Below are 14,160 nucleotides of genomic sequence, written 5' to 3'. Positions count from 1 at the left end.
CCGCTGTGGACGCCACTCTTGTCTAGAAATCAACTATTCTATGGATTTGCAGCGACTGCGGCCAGTGTAGCCACTCAGAAATCAGGCGTTCTGGTGGTTTGAGCAGCTGTCTACCCAATTCCAGTCTCCTTCTTCAACAGCGTGAGCGTGTTATCTGCGGTCACGATTGGCGAGTGTTCGTATTCGCCAGTCAACTCAACCTGCACAAGCAAATCCACTGCTCGCCAAATCGAGTACAACAAACAGGCGAACGCGAAGTAGAAGAACCGCAACCCGAAGTGCTTCGACGTCGTGGCGGCCATGAACCGCTTGATCGACTTGTACCCACTCTCGATCTCCCACCGGTAGTCGTACTCTGTGAGGTGCCCGCTCCCTCGATTCGTCATAAACACCGAGTACTGCCGGTGATCGTCGTGCTCGAAGTCCTCTTTCCGCCGGTAGATCAGCGTCGTCTCGTGCCATTCGTTCTTGCCGAGATGGAGCTTGCGATCGGTTTCATATCGGTCCTGGTCACGCTGGAGCAATCGCTTCGCCTGAGCCTTCTCGCTGGTCTGCATCCGCTTCGGAACGACGTACGAGAGTCCACGCTGACTGATCATCTCCAGAACGTGCTGACTATCGAACTCCCGATCCATCAAGACGTTATCGACGTGAACGAGCTCTTCGGCGGAGTCAAGCAGATCCTCAACGATTTCCAGTCGTGTCTCCCCCTTTCGGACGGGGCGCGCGTCCAGTACGATTGGGACGGCATTGCCAACCAACTGGACCGTCGCCCATTGGTAGGCGTACTCCTCGGTGTTCTCTTTTGTCCCGATGATCTCGTCCTCGTGCCCGGTCCTGTCGCCGGTGAAAGGATCGGCTTCGGTGATATCGATTGCGACGATGCCTGCGCGGAAGAACTCCTCTGTCTCTGCAATCTCGTCGATGAGGTGCCGGATCGCCTGTCGGTACATCTCGCGAGTCTGCTCGATAGAGAGATCGCGAATGTGGCTGCGGTGGGCGTGTCCGAGTGGTGTTCGATCCCGCGTTGACTCATGAATGTAACTGCGGGCTCCTTCGTTCGCAGCCAGCCGCTCGCGAAGTCCGAGATACGTTTGTAAGTTCCAGTATGCGTTCTCGTGGATCTCACAGCCGTCTCTACGATCCAGCGAGAATGCTGGGAAGATGATGCGACTGACGTGGTCGGTGATTTTCTTTGTCCGCTCCAGAACGGTCCGATCGTCCGGTACTGAGTCGTCTTCATTATCGTTCCGATAGCTGAGCTTCCGCTCTAGTTCTCGTGGAATCTCGATACCCGCATTCTGGGCCTTGATCAAGATCGTTCGAGCTGCCGTTTGGACGGCCTCGCGTAGGTCGACAGAGAACCGCTCGTGCCAACTGCGCCATACCGTCGATTGATTCGGCATACGCTCAAAACCGAGGTCTCGTCGAAGTGCCGGTCGCTGTTGGAGGAACGTCAAAAGTGCCGTTTCGTGGTCCCAGCCGTGAATCTCTTTGAGCAAGAACAACCGCACCAACTGCGGCATCTGATACCGCGTAGAGCCAAAATACTCGTCATGCGGTTCGAAATCGACGTATTTCAGCGGATACTGACATATGAACTCCGCAATCGACTCGTGGGCGTCGTGATCGAACCAGACTCTAGCGACGGTTCGAATGTCCGATTGGAGAGCGGATACTGAACTCCGGTCGTATAGTGGTGTCGACCCGTATGCAGGCCACTCGACGTGCTGTAACTGTGCGATAGTCCGAAAGACATCCTGTCGTGATTGCTCTGTTGATGACATTAGTCGAGAATAATCCGTCCGAGAGACGCTGTAAGGTCTCCTCGGTCAGGAGGTACAGCCATGCTTCGAAGACAGCTAGGGGACCACGTTGCTATGCGGAACGCGGTCGGATGTTACCAATTGAGGCTACCCCCGCTCTGGTATTCGGTCACCTGCGTCTCGAAGGGATTCTCTTCCTTGTTCAGGTTGACTTACTCGGACATCCACGGGAACGGATTGTCAGTCCCGTACTGGTCCGGTAAGTTGAGTTGTCCAAGGCGCCGGTCGGTGATGTGTTCGACGTCCTCGGCGAACTGCTCGGCACTCATGCCAAGTATTTCGTCAGGACACGCCTCGTAGGTGTAATTCTCTCTAACTCGACCGTTTCGGTAATCAGGTCGACTACTTCGTCGCCGAACTCGTCGGTCCACACGTTGGGATTCTCCGACCAAATCTGTTTGATGAGATCCACGCCTAAGCCGTCAAGGACCGAGGCACGCATACGCCGAGGGGTAGGGTGGCGTAGTTTACATGGACCACTCTATCATACCGGCCGATGGGGGATCAGCTCTCACAGGCCTTGCATTCGAGGATGTCTCGGCTGAACTTCTGTGCGGCGTTCACGCTGTGTTGGTAGTAGAGACTCTTCACCCCTTTCTTCCAAGCCTCGATGTAGAGCTGGTTTATCTCCTTGACGCTCACTTCGCTCGGATCGATCGAGACGTTCAGACTCTGTGCCTGATCGATGTGTTTCTGCCGCTGCGCTGCCTGGTTGATGATCGCCATCTGTGGGATCTCGGCGAAGGTCTTGAACACCTCCTTCTCCTCGTCGGTCAGGCAGTCGAGGTGTTGCACGCTCCCGTCGTTCTGTGCGATGCTGTCCCAGACCTCGCGTTCGTCTCTGCCTCGCTGTTTCAGTATCGCCTCGAGGAACCGGTTCTTCTGCGTCGATTTCAGCTTCGCACCGTCGCGGACGAAGTAATTCGATTTCAGCGGTTCGATGCTCGGACTGACCTGCCCCAAAATGACACTGCTGGATTTCGTCGGGGCCACGCTCATCGTCGTCGCGTTCCGGCGACCGTAGCCCTCGAGCACCTCCGGCTCGCCGAACTCGTCGGCGAGCCGACGACTCTCCTCGTAACTTCGCTCCTTGATGGTGCGGAAGATTGCCTCGTTTTTCTCCATCGCCTCCATGCTGTCGAACGGAATCATCTCGCTCTGGAGGTAGCTGTGCCAGCCGAGGACGCCGATGCCGATCGCCCTGTGCCGTTTCGCAAACCGCACCGGGCGATCCATGAACTGCGTCCCCTCCGCCTCTTGAATAAACTCCTCCATGACGGTATCAAGGAACCGCGTCAGCGTTTCCACTGCGTCGGTATCCTTCCACTCGTCATAGTGGAGCGCATTCATCGATGAGAGACAACAGACGAAACTCTCATCTGGCGTGGCTGGCAGTGCAATCTCGGTACACAGGTTGGAGGCATTGATTTCGTAGCCCTTGTCCTTGTAGACCTGTGGCTTACCTTCGTTCATGTTGTCCCGGAAAATGATGTACGGGACACCGATGTTGATCCGCGCCTCAATGATTTCTGCCCACGTCTCTCGCTTCTCCTCGTCGCCGTCGACCATCGCCCGGAACCAGTCGTCACCGATGATAACGCCGTAGTAGATGTCCTGTACGGGGTCGCCCTCGGTCTTGATGTTGAGCCACTCGTCCAGGTCGTCGTGTTCAACGTCTATGTACCCCGCGAACTGGCCGCGCCGCGTCTCGCCCTGGCTGACGACGTTGATGATCGTGTCGAACAGCTCGGTGAAGCTGTAGCTTCCGTTGCTCTTGCCGTTGTTCGTGATCGGGCTGCCTCGGGGCCGGATCTCGCCGAAGTACCCGCTGGTCCCGCCGCCCAGCTTGGTCATCTCGCCTACTTCGGCCTGCGTGTAGAGGATGCTCTCCATGTTGTCCTCCATGTAGCTACCGAAGCAGCTGATGGGCAGGCCTCGGTCCAGACCGAAGTTCGACCACACCGGACTCGCGAGGCTGTAGAAGCCCCGACTCATGTAGTCGTAGAACTTGTCCGCGAAGCCGTCGTCGTCCAGGATCTCCTCGGCCCGCTCCGCGATCTCCCTGACACGCTCCTCGGCCGTGACACCCTCGATCAGGTACCCCTCGTCGAGGAACGCTCGGCTGTCCTCGTTCAGCCAGTAGAACGGTTCCTCGTGCTGCTGGTTGACCTCGTCGAGTGCTGGTTCTGTTTGTGCCATCGTTAGAACATGTCCTCCGCGGTGATGCTCTGTGCGTGTTTGTTGTACGTGGTCGACCGCTTGCTGAAGAAGTCGTTGTCCTTCGTCATCATGATGTCCTCGTCGAACCACCGTGTCTCCTCGAGCAGGTCATCGTCCGGGTCGAATATCGGCTCGACACCGACGTTCTCGAGGCTCTGGTTGAACCGGTCCCGCAGGAACGCGTCGACGTGCGCCCGGGGAAGAAACTCCAGTTCGCCCTCACCGAAGATCCAGTCCAGTATCTTCATCTCTGCCTCAAACGCCTGCTGACAGGCCGCTTGGACCTCTTCTTCGAAGTCCTCGTCGAAGAGATCCGGATTCTCCTCGCGAATCATCTCTACGAGTTCGACACCGAACAGTCCGTGAATCTGCTCCTCCTTGCTGGTCGCTTCGACGGCGTTCGCGATTCCCTTGAACTTCTTTTCGTGTTTGTCGAAGCTCGTCATGATGAGGAACTGCGAGAACAGCGAGACGTGCTCGACGAACGTGGAGAACAGCAGGAGACTCATCACGTACTCCTGTGTGTCGTCGCTCTCGCTCTTCTCGAGGTACTCGTCGAGGTAGTCGATCCGCTCCTCGATTGCGGGGACGTCGGTCACCTCCTCGAAGTCCTCCGTGATCCCCAGGATGTCGAGGAGGTGGCTGTACGCGTCCATGTGTCTGACCTCGCTCTCGGCGAAGGTCATGCCGACGTTCCCAACCTCCGCTTTGGGCATCTCGTCGTAGATTTCTGCCCAGAAGGTCTTGACCTGGACCTCGATCTGCGCGATGGCCAGCATCGTCCGCTTGATGACGGTCTTTTCGGCCGGAGTCGTGTTGACCTTGAAGTCCTGCACGTCTCCCGAGAAGTTGAACTCCGTGTGAACCCAGTAGCTGTTCCGTATCGCGTCTTTGTACTCGAGGACGTCGGGGTACTCGTACGGTTTGAGCTGCGTTCGTTCGGAGAAGATGTCGGTCTCCGGATCTCCGCCTGTGGTTTTGTTTTCAGTCATTGGCACGTACTCCGGAGGAATCGTCCTCTGTTGGTTGGTTTCTGTTTCCGTCGTTCTCTGTACGTCTGGACGTGGGCCATGCTCGCCCGGTCAAGAATTGACCGAACATTCGTTTGATCTGCGTATGTTTGTGTCATAGTGAGCTGTTCGAGGCTTCGAAGTCATCAAGTTCTGCATCCAAGACTGCATCAAGTTCTCTCAGGAATTCCTGCGGCTCAGAGAATGCTTTGTAAACGGAGACAAATCGAATGTAGGCTACCTTATCGAGCGTGCGGAGGTTCTCAGAGACGAGTTCGCCGATGAGACTCGAAGAGACGATACGTGCCTCTCGACCTTGCAGTTCGCTCTCGATATCGTCGACGAGAGCAGTCACTGTTGTCTCGGTTACATCCCGCTTCTCAACGGCTCGCTCGATCCCTGCGCGGAGTTTCTGTCGGTCGAACGATTCGATGGTTCCGTCGCGTTTTTTCACTTGGAGGGACTCCCACTCCGGACGTTCGTAGGTCGTAAAGCGGAACGAACAGCGTTGACACTCGCGGCGCCGTCGGACGGAGGTTCCGTCAGCACTGGTCCCTGTATCGATGACGCGTGTTCGCTCGTTCCCGCAGTCCGGGCAGTTCATAGTTGTCACTGCTTAATCCTCTAGGATCTTAACCCCATATGTGGTGTCTCTCGATTTTGACCGCAATATCTGGTGGTGAAGGCTGTCACATAAAACTTCCCCAATAGAATTGATGTAGTACAATTAAAATTGATTGGTGGGGTGGATGATTGGGATCATATGCATTGAGAACACCAGTCTCAACTTCTGCGGCGCAGGATTTTTATTCTTGTGACAGAACGTGACATACATGGGTTTTGACACGAGCGGCTTCGACGATCTTGAGGACTCGCTAGAATTAGTCGATGGGGAAAACGAGATCGAATTCGAAGAACTATTTTCTCACAGCTTCATGCGCCAGTATACGAAAGTTGAAAAAGCGGTCGAAAAATGGATGGCAGACCAGATCGACTTCTGAGCCGCAGCAACTACTCCTCGAGGCCGAGCTCTTCCTCGATCGACGACTCTCCCAGCGCCGACCGAATCGCTGCTGGGTAGAACTCCTCGTTCTTCGGCATGTCCTCGCCGTGACGGCGCCGCCACTCAACGTTCAGCTCCGAGTACCGTAACTGGAGGTCGTCGACGAGACCCTCTGGCAAGTACATGTTCACGTTCTTCCGCTCCCGGACAGTTCCGCTGCTCTCTTCGCTCTCTGCGGTCTTTTCGCTCTTAGCCATCTCTGTTGTCTTTTCTCTCTTTGAGGTCTTTGATATATCCGATGTTTCCGAGGTTGACGACGCGCCCTCGAGGGCGGCATCGTCGCGATCATCGTCGTCATCGTCGCGGTCATAGCGATCATCCCAGGGGTTCCGGTCCCGCTTACCGTCACCGTCAGTCATGAGGGTAGTCCTCCAGATGCTCGGCGACCTCCAAGTAGACCGACTCCATGTCGCTATCCTCGTCGTGCTCGAAAATGGACACACCGGCGTTCCACGCACGCTGGAGAGCGACTCGTTTTCTTATCTCAAAGACCTCGCAATTCTCTCTGTCCTCAAAGACATCTTTGAACCACTCCATCATCTCCTCGGCCTCGCCATCGACGCCGACCTCGTTCGCGACGAGTGCGACCTCGTCGACGGCGCCGAACGCGGATTCGATGCTCCGGAGCTGCTTGAACAGGAGTTCGATCGCGCGGATGCTGGTCGACTTCGCCTGCGCGGGGATCAGGACGTTCCCCGTCGCGACGATCGCGTTGTCGGTGAGCACGCCGAGGTTCGGCGGGCAGTCGACGAGAACGAAGTCCCAACGCTGGTTGGCGCCGCTCTCGTCGAGGAGCATGTTGAGTCGCTCCTCGCGCTTCATCACGTTCGCGAGCTCATCTTCGGCGTTGATCATGCGCTCGTGGCTCGGGACGACGTCGACCTCCTGGTGCTCGACGACTAGTTGCTCCAGGTCGTCCATCCGGTCGATATCTGGGAGGACGTCGAACAGCGAGTCGCGGTCGGGATCGTCATAGAGATCCTCGAAACCGAGCCCCTCGGTCGCGTGGCCTTGCGGGTCGAGGTCGATGACGAGCACGTCGTGGCCGCGCTGGTTCAGCGCGCCGGCAACATTCAGTGTCGTGGTCGTCTTCCCGGCACCTCCTTTCTGGTTGGTGACTCCGATCCTCATAGATGTCTTTGTCCTCAAAGAGGGGAAAGATGTCGGAGAGCCTTAATGGTGCGTCAGACGCTTGATTACAAACGTCCAAAGATTGACCTATCCTCGAATATACCGCCAACCATGGTCAATGAGACGGACGAACGCAACCTATCATATACACCGTTGGAAACCTCCGATCCCGCTGAAAATCTAGAAGCTCTGGTGAAGCATCAAGAGCTGTTCATACAGCGAGATAAGCAGATAGAGAAAGCGGTAGAATCAGCGCTTGAAAATTATGAAATGCAGAATGTGCCTGGGAGACTACACACCAATATAGTAATCGCAATCACCGGAACCGAGGAGACCAGCGACTACGGTGAAGACGATTGGGAATCACTTAATCGTGCGATCATAGCCTATATTCACAGTCTGATTTTGATGAACGCCGAGTTCGTTGAGGAACTCGCGGAATACGATGGGTCATCTGGGATACAGCATTTCCTAATTGATTCAATTCTCGACTACGGTCCGGATATGCAGCGTATGAACTTTCATAATACACAAGGGAAAGACTGGTGGAGTTTCATCCAAACTGAGCGAGTCATAAAAGAGGGCACATTAAAACATACACACACCTTCACGATAGATAGACAGCGTGACGTCAATATTGACTCATCCGCTCACTCAGATTGGGTTTTAATTGAACACTTTTTGAGCGAGATGATGGATGCGATAGAGATCGCATTCGAACAACCAGACAAGGTGATCAACCCTGAATATTTCAAACAAGTGCGAGGGCAGATGATTGCTATTGAAGAAGCGGTTAAGCAGTCAGGAATGGACATAGAAATGGAGGACAGAGAAGAGATTGTTGAGGAGTTATTGGAAGGTGCCGAAGAAAGAGACCCAGACAATGAGTGAACCAGCACCACCCTCATTCATCAGCAGCTCTGATGGTACAGAAAACAAACCGTTTCAAAATACGCTTCCAGGAGATAGCACCCGTGGGAGCCCTAATAATATAACTGAAGCCCAAGTGGCTGAGGAAGATCCCCCAGAAGACGAATTTACAATTCAAACCAGTGGCCGACAGCATCCAGCAGACTCGCGTAGATGGTCGCCAAAACGGAGCGGTGAGGCCCAAATAGATCTTGATTTTGAGACGGTAGATAGGCTTCTTCAAGCAAACCGGCAGCAATTGTACTATACAACTGAGCAAGTGAACCAATTAGAAGAAGAACTGAGTCAAATAGAGACGACACAGAGTGAACTAAGTCGAAGATTGGCAGATGTCACTAATACCAATAATTCTATAGAAGAACTGAGTGAGAACTTAGACACAGTTCAAAGAACAGTAGCAGAAGTCGAAACAGAATTCAATTCATTCCGCTCAGATATAGCGGGAAGAGTTAGGGAGCTGGAGGCGTATATTGAAGATATGGGGCAGCCAGCAGGCAGCAATTCGGGTGTCAATCCGCCATACCCGAGCTTTGCCTCTTTTAGCCTGCGAGCTGCGGTTACGTCGATACTCTTCATAGCGCTGTTCTGGACGTTCTATACGCAGGGAACAATTGGTGGGGTCCTATTTGGAGCACTGCTCGCCTTCCTAGCCGTTGTAGGAGTTGCATCGGCGACAACGTGGTATAAACTCAAATAACCCGATAAATGTCTCTTTACGAGCGATTTCTAGAGCTTGAAGCAAACAAACAACCTGAGCTGAGAACACTAAAAAACCAGCTCATCGAAGCTGTTGCGGTTATTGTGGCAGTTTATACAGGTCTTTCAATATCAGATATAATCGCTCTACACGAATACCAGCCAGCCGCAGCTATATTTGGGGTCACTGTATTCATCTTGTTTGTAATTCTCGTATTTTGGCGACCCTGGGAATTCATCAAATACGAACTGTAGCGACGCAAAGTCGCTGAGGGTGCCTTGCCCATCCTCGCATGTTCCGTCCAGACTACGTGGGACACTCATTCACCCACTCACAGGGCCATAGTATGGTATACCGGTGGCTCAGATAGTGCCCACAATGAACCCAACACGCTTAGTGCGAATTGCTCTGCTTTCATTTTGTCTACCTGAAGTATAAGGAGGATGGCTAGTTATATCGCTACAGAGGGGCGGAGCAGACTTCGCTGAGGACGGTCCAGCTCCGAGCAGTGTCACACGCTCCCCTCATTCCCCTAAAAGCTGTAACCGATCGGGATATGGTACTCAACAATCAAGCGGGAGGACTTGGTGGCTGTCCATTCTACGAAGCAGTAGTCGAAGGTTGGCGAACCCCTAGTGTAAAACGCAACTAATTATGGGTGAATCCAGTAACGACACACCGTTTCCAGTGCTTCCAGATACTGACGAGCATACTATCCTCAGCTTTCTCGTCCGGAACAGCGGCGAGAGCTTTACTTCACGTAACATCGTCGAGCAGACGAGTGTGAGGGAGGGTGACATCTCCGAAACGATGGAGAACCTACTCGAACACCAGCTCATCTGCCATTCTGAGAACACTTACTACGTCGACCCAGAGCGCGCAACAGAACTCAAACACAGACTCGAATCGATTGATGCTGTGGTACGGCTGTTCGAAAATGCCCCGGATGATGATGTATATAGTGAGGAAGGGTGGGAAGACCAAGTGGAATCGATACTGTAGCACTGTCTCTCAGACCAAATAGTCCAGATACTAGAGGTTCTGAGTGGAGCTCACGCGAAGTGTCTGTGAATTTTCGGGATCGAACTGTCCTCGAGTGCGGCAGTTCAGTCAGCCGTCGTGGTCAATATACTCGGCTTCCCATTCGGCCCGCGCCTCAATCTCTCTGGTGCCTCGGCGGGTCATGGTGTACTCGTTGGTTCGTCGATCACGCTGACTTTTCTCGACAAGTCCCTTCTCAACAAGCGTGTCGAGATTCGGATAGAGCCGACCATGGTGGATCTCCTTTTCGTAGTAGTCCTCAAGTTCGTCTTTAATCGCAAGCCCGTGAGGGTCATCGAGGCCGGCAATTACGTACAGCAGGTCTCGCTGAAAGCCAGTGAGGTCGTACATGTCGTAATTTTCGTATTCAAGTTTTGAAATACTACTGATCTGACTCTGACGGAATTCTCAATGATTTTGATCGTTCTCCGGTAGGAAATTGTGGTTGTCATCACTAGCTGGTTGGGAGCGCTAATTGCTCTTCTAAACACCTCTACCGTGGACTCTCGAGTTAATTCACGCAACCGCAAATCGCTAGACCGCAGTCCATCAACAATGAACTACATAAGAGCGCACCATCTATTTCTGTATTCGTCATTTGAACAGACTGTGTTTTCTCAACAACTATCAGATTCCAAATCTACTAAGTGCGCCTCTGTAAATTATATAAATATGAGCCAACAACACGCTAGCGTTCAGCTGCTTCCTGATGGAGAAGAACCAGTACTGTATCTCAATCCTCACTCAAGACAGATCGCATCTCTCACAGAAGAGTTGACAGCAGCTGAGGATCACCCAGAGATTCACCTACTCGCGGAAAGCGACGAGATCAAGGACGCACTCTACAACTTTATCACCGCGTCGAAGATTGCCGAACTAGTTGAGCAGGACCAACTTGACATTCGAACGCTCACCGACCCAGTCCAGAATACCATCTTAGCAACTGAATCTGAGATAGTTGTGCCCCTCATGGGCGGGCACAGTGTATCGTCTTCGGATCACGACCTTTCCTCATCCCTGTACTCCACTTTCAAGTCTCATTTCGAGGACGCCGAGAGCTACCGTCTCCGGACGCCGGCAATCTCGAAGGTAAAGCAAACACTTCGAGAAGACATTGGTGATGATATCGCAGACGACCTCGACGAAGTGCTATCCAACGCTGACGAGATATCTAACACGACCGGATACCTCGATATCGTTGAGGTCACCCTCCTCCTCGCTGCACGGAATGAGGTCCTTCTCTACGATATCTCGAAATGGGGCGAAGAGGTCGGCATTGCTTCAAAGGCAACGTACTCCCGAACCAAATCAGCACTCGAGGACGCCGACCTGATCGACACAGAAAAGGTCCCGATCGACATCGGTCGCCCGCGCCTTCGACTCATCGCATCTGATCAGATCGCTAACGCTGATCTCAAAACACTCTCCAGCGAGATCACCTCACAGATGTAATCAGCGACTCGGTCAGATCCGTATCGATTGAACATGGCCGACCGTGTTGGGGCCGATGCCAGCCGGATCGGGGAGTGTGGTTCCACAGTTCTGGACCACCCTATTTATCTAGGTCTCTCGGACTAGTTGAGTTTGAGTCAATAATATCAGAGACCGATTCGATTACAGAAGCTACAGACACAGCACTGCGAGTCAATTCTATTTTGCGGGGGCCATAACTCAGGTGGTGCTTGCCAACTACCCGGATTTTGTCCTCAGACATGATATTCAGTCGTCTTGAGGAAACGATCGAAACACCGCATACTGGAGACGTTGCTGTAGACAGTTTGTTCATCTCAAATTGATTGAAGACTACGTACAGGGGGCGCAAGAATGTGACAGCACTCGACGGACTCACAGACAGGATCTCACTGTCCATCCTAGGTAGAATATTGAGTACGTGATTGATAACGACGTCCGGCAAAAATGCGGTAGACGGCTTTAACACTCAGCCGTTATGGAGTTCTTTGAGAGCGGCGTCCATTTCCTCTTCAGTTATATCTACTGGGCCTAGGTTAATTGTACTCCCAAAGACATTTTCGTACGCGCTCAGAGTTGGATTGTATTCTTCGGCCATTGTCACACCTCCTCCGCAGTGATTTCGAGTTCTTCACTGATACTGGACGAATCGATCGACTCTTCGGGGAATGCGATTGCAGCCATTCCAAATTCCAGTTCGTCACCTGGAGTTAGATCTTTGACACTGATTAGGTCGAGATCTAAAAATTGGAGATCCACTTCAATATTATCTGGATTCACTGGTACGAGGAATACCGCGAGGACAGCCTCGACACCACCAAACCAGCTCGCATCAACGTCGGTATACACCAATGGAGTAACTCTCAACTCAACATCTTGCGTCCCCTGATTCCGAACACTGAACACGTCTGCGAACGTTGACAGCGCGTTCGCGTTGAGCCCGTTTCCGTCGCCTGTGACTTGTGAGTTATTCGACGTGAAATCGAGTGCCGCTGCGGACGTGTCGGCGCCGGTGAGGTACTCACCGTTTTCCGTACCCGGCTCAATGGCCAGGTATGAATCGGCGTCACCGGCCACCGAGATACCGATATCCCGCTGCGCTTCGACGCTGCTGAACGCACCGGTACCAACCGCAGCACCGCTGCCGGCCGCAAGTGCGCCGAGACCCAGTACGAAATTTCTTCGTTCCATTGGTCTACGACGTAGCTTCCGCGGTGAACGTCACGCTGTCGAGCAGTTCATCCCCGTCCGAGACTCCTTCGTCTTCCGTATCGACCTTGACGTAGATCGCAGTGTCGCCCCCCGTACCGAGCGTCTTAGCGGAACTGGAGAGCGCAGAATTACTGTAGCCGCCCGGGTGGAAGGTCACCAAGTCACTGTTATCTCCAGTCTTAGTGATGGAGACATCAACCTCCTGGGTTCCCTGATTCTCAATGTCGAACAGATTATCAATCTTCGTCACAGCATCAGGATTGACCCCTTCACCGCCACCATCGCCAACGTCACTACTGTTACCACTATCTAGGCTGATCGCCAGCGTTCCACCATCCCCATCATCAGTCACGTAATCCGAATTTGCGCCGCCAGTTCCTTGGAGTCGAAGGTAGGCGGAAGCGTCATCGGCAACTTCAACGTCAATGTCACGCGTGGCCGTCACGCTTGTAAACGCACCCGTACCCACAGCAGCTGCGCTTCCAGAAGCCAGTGCACCCAGACCGATCACGAATTTGCGACGTTCCATGTCGTATCTCACCTGTGTTCTAGTACCTCCGAATCCCACCGTTTGGGTCGGAAGTACTCGAATAGGGCATGGGGAGGGACCTACTTCGTTATGAGATCCTCGAGGCCAAATCGTGGAGCGCTCGATGGATCGAATGCTCGACTCGATATAGTTCAAGCACGTCTTGTTGTGGACATCAAGCAGTGCTTGAAGAGAATATCCGCTATCTCGCAGTATTCAGGATGTCGTTTCGGACGGGTTGAGGACAGCCTGAAGACTCGAGAGTGATCCTGTGACGCTTCAATCGTGGCCTTCACAACCAACGAGGAAGGGCAGAAAATACCATAATAAAAACATTAACAGATGAACTATCACATCTATTTATAGTATCTGCTCACTCAGAATGCAATTGTCACTCGAGAGGTTGGGTTTGGGATACCTTAGCCAGCAGACAAAGAGGGGATGATTCAATGCTACCGATCACCACAACGGCGAACACATCGAACTCAAACAAAGGTGAACTGTCTGATGACGAAATATATGACGTCCTGTCGAACCGTCGGCGACGGTTCGTGATCCATGCGCTTAAACGTAGAGAAGGGCCGGTCGAGATCTCTGAACTCTCAGCGTACATCACTGCCTGGGAAATTGGCGTGGACTTGGAGGAAGTCGATTACGAAAAACAGCGAAGCGTATACAGTACGCTCCAGCGAACCCACCTACCAAATCTAGAAAAAAAGAACATCGTGACTATCGACAAAGAAGAGAATATGGTTCGTCCCACACCCCAGCTGGAAAGCCTCGATATTTATATTGAAGCTCTCAGCAGCAAGGAGATCCCGTGGAGTCTCTACTACGTCGGGCTCGCGGGTGTCGCGATCACTCTCCTGCTCGCAGTCGCAGTTGAGGCACCAATATTCGGCGCACTCGAGCCGCTTGAAGTGGGCATCTTCACAGTCACTGCCTTCGGGATGTCGTCAGTTGTTCATCACATTGTCGGCCGGCGTACCCGACTCGGCAATACGGAGAAGCCACCCGAACTCTATAAGTGA

16 protein-coding genes and 1 pseudogene are annotated in these 14,160 nt (G+C 53.2%); 6 read left to right on the top strand and 11 right to left on the bottom strand.

Features of this window, described 5'->3' with window-relative positions; all coding sequences use genetic code 11:
* Positions 1-110 precede the first annotated feature (110 nt).
* The 5 genes and pseudogenes from ESO89_RS18900 to nrdR all read right to left on the bottom strand — a co-directional run bounded on the left by ESO89_RS18900 (position 111) and on the right by nrdR (position 5,660).
* The gene (locus ESO89_RS18900; protein ID WP_128904689.1) at positions 111-1,787 is read right to left on the bottom strand and encodes a transposase; all 1,677 of its coding nucleotides are present in this window, start codon (positions 1,785-1,787) and stop codon (positions 111-113) included.
* A 113-nt stretch (positions 1,788-1,900) separates the two neighbouring features.
* A pseudogene (locus ESO89_RS19355) lies at positions 1,901-2,247 on the bottom strand (ribonucleotide-diphosphate reductase subunit beta); the annotation flags it as partial.
* 83 nt (positions 2,248-2,330) lie between these two features.
* Positions 2,331-4,025 (bottom strand): ribonucleoside-diphosphate reductase subunit alpha, encoded by a 1,695-nt coding sequence (locus tag ESO89_RS05925; protein WP_128904688.1) that lies wholly within the window; start codon positions 4,023-4,025, stop codon positions 2,331-2,333.
* 2 nt (positions 4,026-4,027) lie between these two features.
* Complete coding sequence (locus ESO89_RS05920; RefSeq protein WP_128904687.1) at positions 4,028-5,038, bottom strand: ribonucleotide-diphosphate reductase subunit beta; 1,011 nt, start codon at positions 5,036-5,038, stop codon at positions 4,028-4,030.
* Between the two features lie 133 nt (positions 5,039-5,171).
* A complete protein-coding gene (gene nrdR / locus ESO89_RS05915; RefSeq protein ID WP_128904686.1) occupies positions 5,172-5,660 on the bottom strand; it encodes a transcriptional regulator NrdR in 489 nt (162 codons plus the stop codon).
* 229 nt (positions 5,661-5,889) lie between these two features.
* On the opposite strand from nrdR, the gene ESO89_RS18445 reads away from it, so the two are divergent.
* A complete protein-coding gene (locus tag ESO89_RS18445; protein WP_164932748.1) occupies positions 5,890-6,057 on the top strand; it encodes a hypothetical protein in 168 nt (55 codons plus the stop codon).
* Between the two features lie 10 nt (positions 6,058-6,067).
* On the opposite strand, the gene ESO89_RS18440 is transcribed toward ESO89_RS18445, so the two are convergent.
* On the bottom strand, positions 6,068-6,478 hold the full coding sequence (locus tag ESO89_RS18440; protein ID WP_164932747.1) for a hypothetical protein: 411 nt from the start codon (positions 6,476-6,478) through the stop codon (positions 6,068-6,070).
* Complete coding sequence (locus ESO89_RS05905; RefSeq protein WP_049897380.1) at positions 6,471-7,250, bottom strand: ParA family protein; 780 nt, start codon at positions 7,248-7,250, stop codon at positions 6,471-6,473. The genes ESO89_RS18440 and ESO89_RS05905 overlap by 8 nt, the downstream gene beginning before the upstream one ends.
* Before the next feature lie 111 nt (positions 7,251-7,361).
* Between ESO89_RS05905 and ESO89_RS05900 the strand changes: the two genes are divergently transcribed.
* The 3 genes from ESO89_RS05900 (at position 7,362) to ESO89_RS05890 (ending at position 9,879) form a co-directional block, all read left to right on the top strand.
* A complete protein-coding gene (locus ESO89_RS05900; RefSeq protein WP_007992760.1) occupies positions 7,362-8,141 on the top strand; it encodes a hypothetical protein in 780 nt (259 codons plus the stop codon).
* Positions 8,134-8,877, top strand: a complete 744-nt coding sequence (locus ESO89_RS05895; protein ID WP_128904685.1) for a hypothetical protein — start codon at positions 8,134-8,136, stop codon at positions 8,875-8,877. The genes ESO89_RS05900 and ESO89_RS05895 overlap by 8 nt, the downstream gene beginning before the upstream one ends.
* Before the next feature lie 654 nt (positions 8,878-9,531).
* Positions 9,532-9,879 (top strand): MarR family transcriptional regulator, encoded by a 348-nt coding sequence (locus tag ESO89_RS05890; protein ID WP_128904684.1) that lies wholly within the window; start codon positions 9,532-9,534, stop codon positions 9,877-9,879.
* A 108-nt stretch (positions 9,880-9,987) separates the two neighbouring features.
* On the opposite strand, the gene ESO89_RS05885 is transcribed toward ESO89_RS05890, so the two are convergent.
* Complete coding sequence (locus ESO89_RS05885) at positions 9,988-10,269, bottom strand: helix-turn-helix transcriptional regulator (protein ID WP_007992771.1); 282 nt, start codon at positions 10,267-10,269, stop codon at positions 9,988-9,990.
* Positions 10,270-10,590: 321 nt separating this feature from the next.
* Here ESO89_RS05885 and ESO89_RS05880 point away from each other — a divergent pair, with 321 nt between their 5' ends.
* Positions 10,591-11,370, top strand: a complete 780-nt coding sequence (locus tag ESO89_RS05880; RefSeq protein ID WP_128904683.1) for a transcriptional regulator TbsP domain-containing protein — start codon at positions 10,591-10,593, stop codon at positions 11,368-11,370.
* 487 nt (positions 11,371-11,857) lie between these two features.
* On the opposite strand, the gene ESO89_RS19175 is transcribed toward ESO89_RS05880, so the two are convergent.
* Genes ESO89_RS19175 through ESO89_RS05870 form a run of 3 tightly spaced genes read right to left on the bottom strand, consistent with a single transcriptional unit; the run spans position 11,858 to position 13,129 of the window.
* Positions 11,858-11,986, bottom strand: coding sequence for a hypothetical protein (locus ESO89_RS19175; protein ID WP_277750257.1), 129 nt, complete (start codon positions 11,984-11,986; stop codon positions 11,858-11,860).
* Between the two features lie 2 nt (positions 11,987-11,988).
* Positions 11,989-12,579, bottom strand: a complete 591-nt coding sequence (locus ESO89_RS05875) for a hypothetical protein (protein WP_128904682.1) — start codon at positions 12,577-12,579, stop codon at positions 11,989-11,991.
* A gap of 4 nt (positions 12,580-12,583) precedes the next feature.
* The gene (locus ESO89_RS05870) at positions 12,584-13,129 is read right to left on the bottom strand and encodes a DUF1102 domain-containing protein (RefSeq protein WP_128904681.1); all 546 of its coding nucleotides are present in this window, start codon (positions 13,127-13,129) and stop codon (positions 12,584-12,586) included.
* Between the two features lie 449 nt (positions 13,130-13,578).
* Between ESO89_RS05870 and ESO89_RS05865 the strand changes: the two genes are divergently transcribed.
* The gene (locus ESO89_RS05865; protein WP_128904680.1) at positions 13,579-14,160 is read left to right on the top strand and encodes a DUF7344 domain-containing protein; all 582 of its coding nucleotides are present in this window, start codon (positions 13,579-13,581) and stop codon (positions 14,158-14,160) included.

It is taken from the genome of Halorubrum amylolyticum, from assembly GCF_004114995.1.
GTDB lineage: Archaea > Halobacteriota > Halobacteria > Halobacteriales > Haloferacaceae > Halorubrum > Halorubrum amylolyticum.
This window is presented reverse-complemented; position numbering and strand designations above follow the sequence as displayed.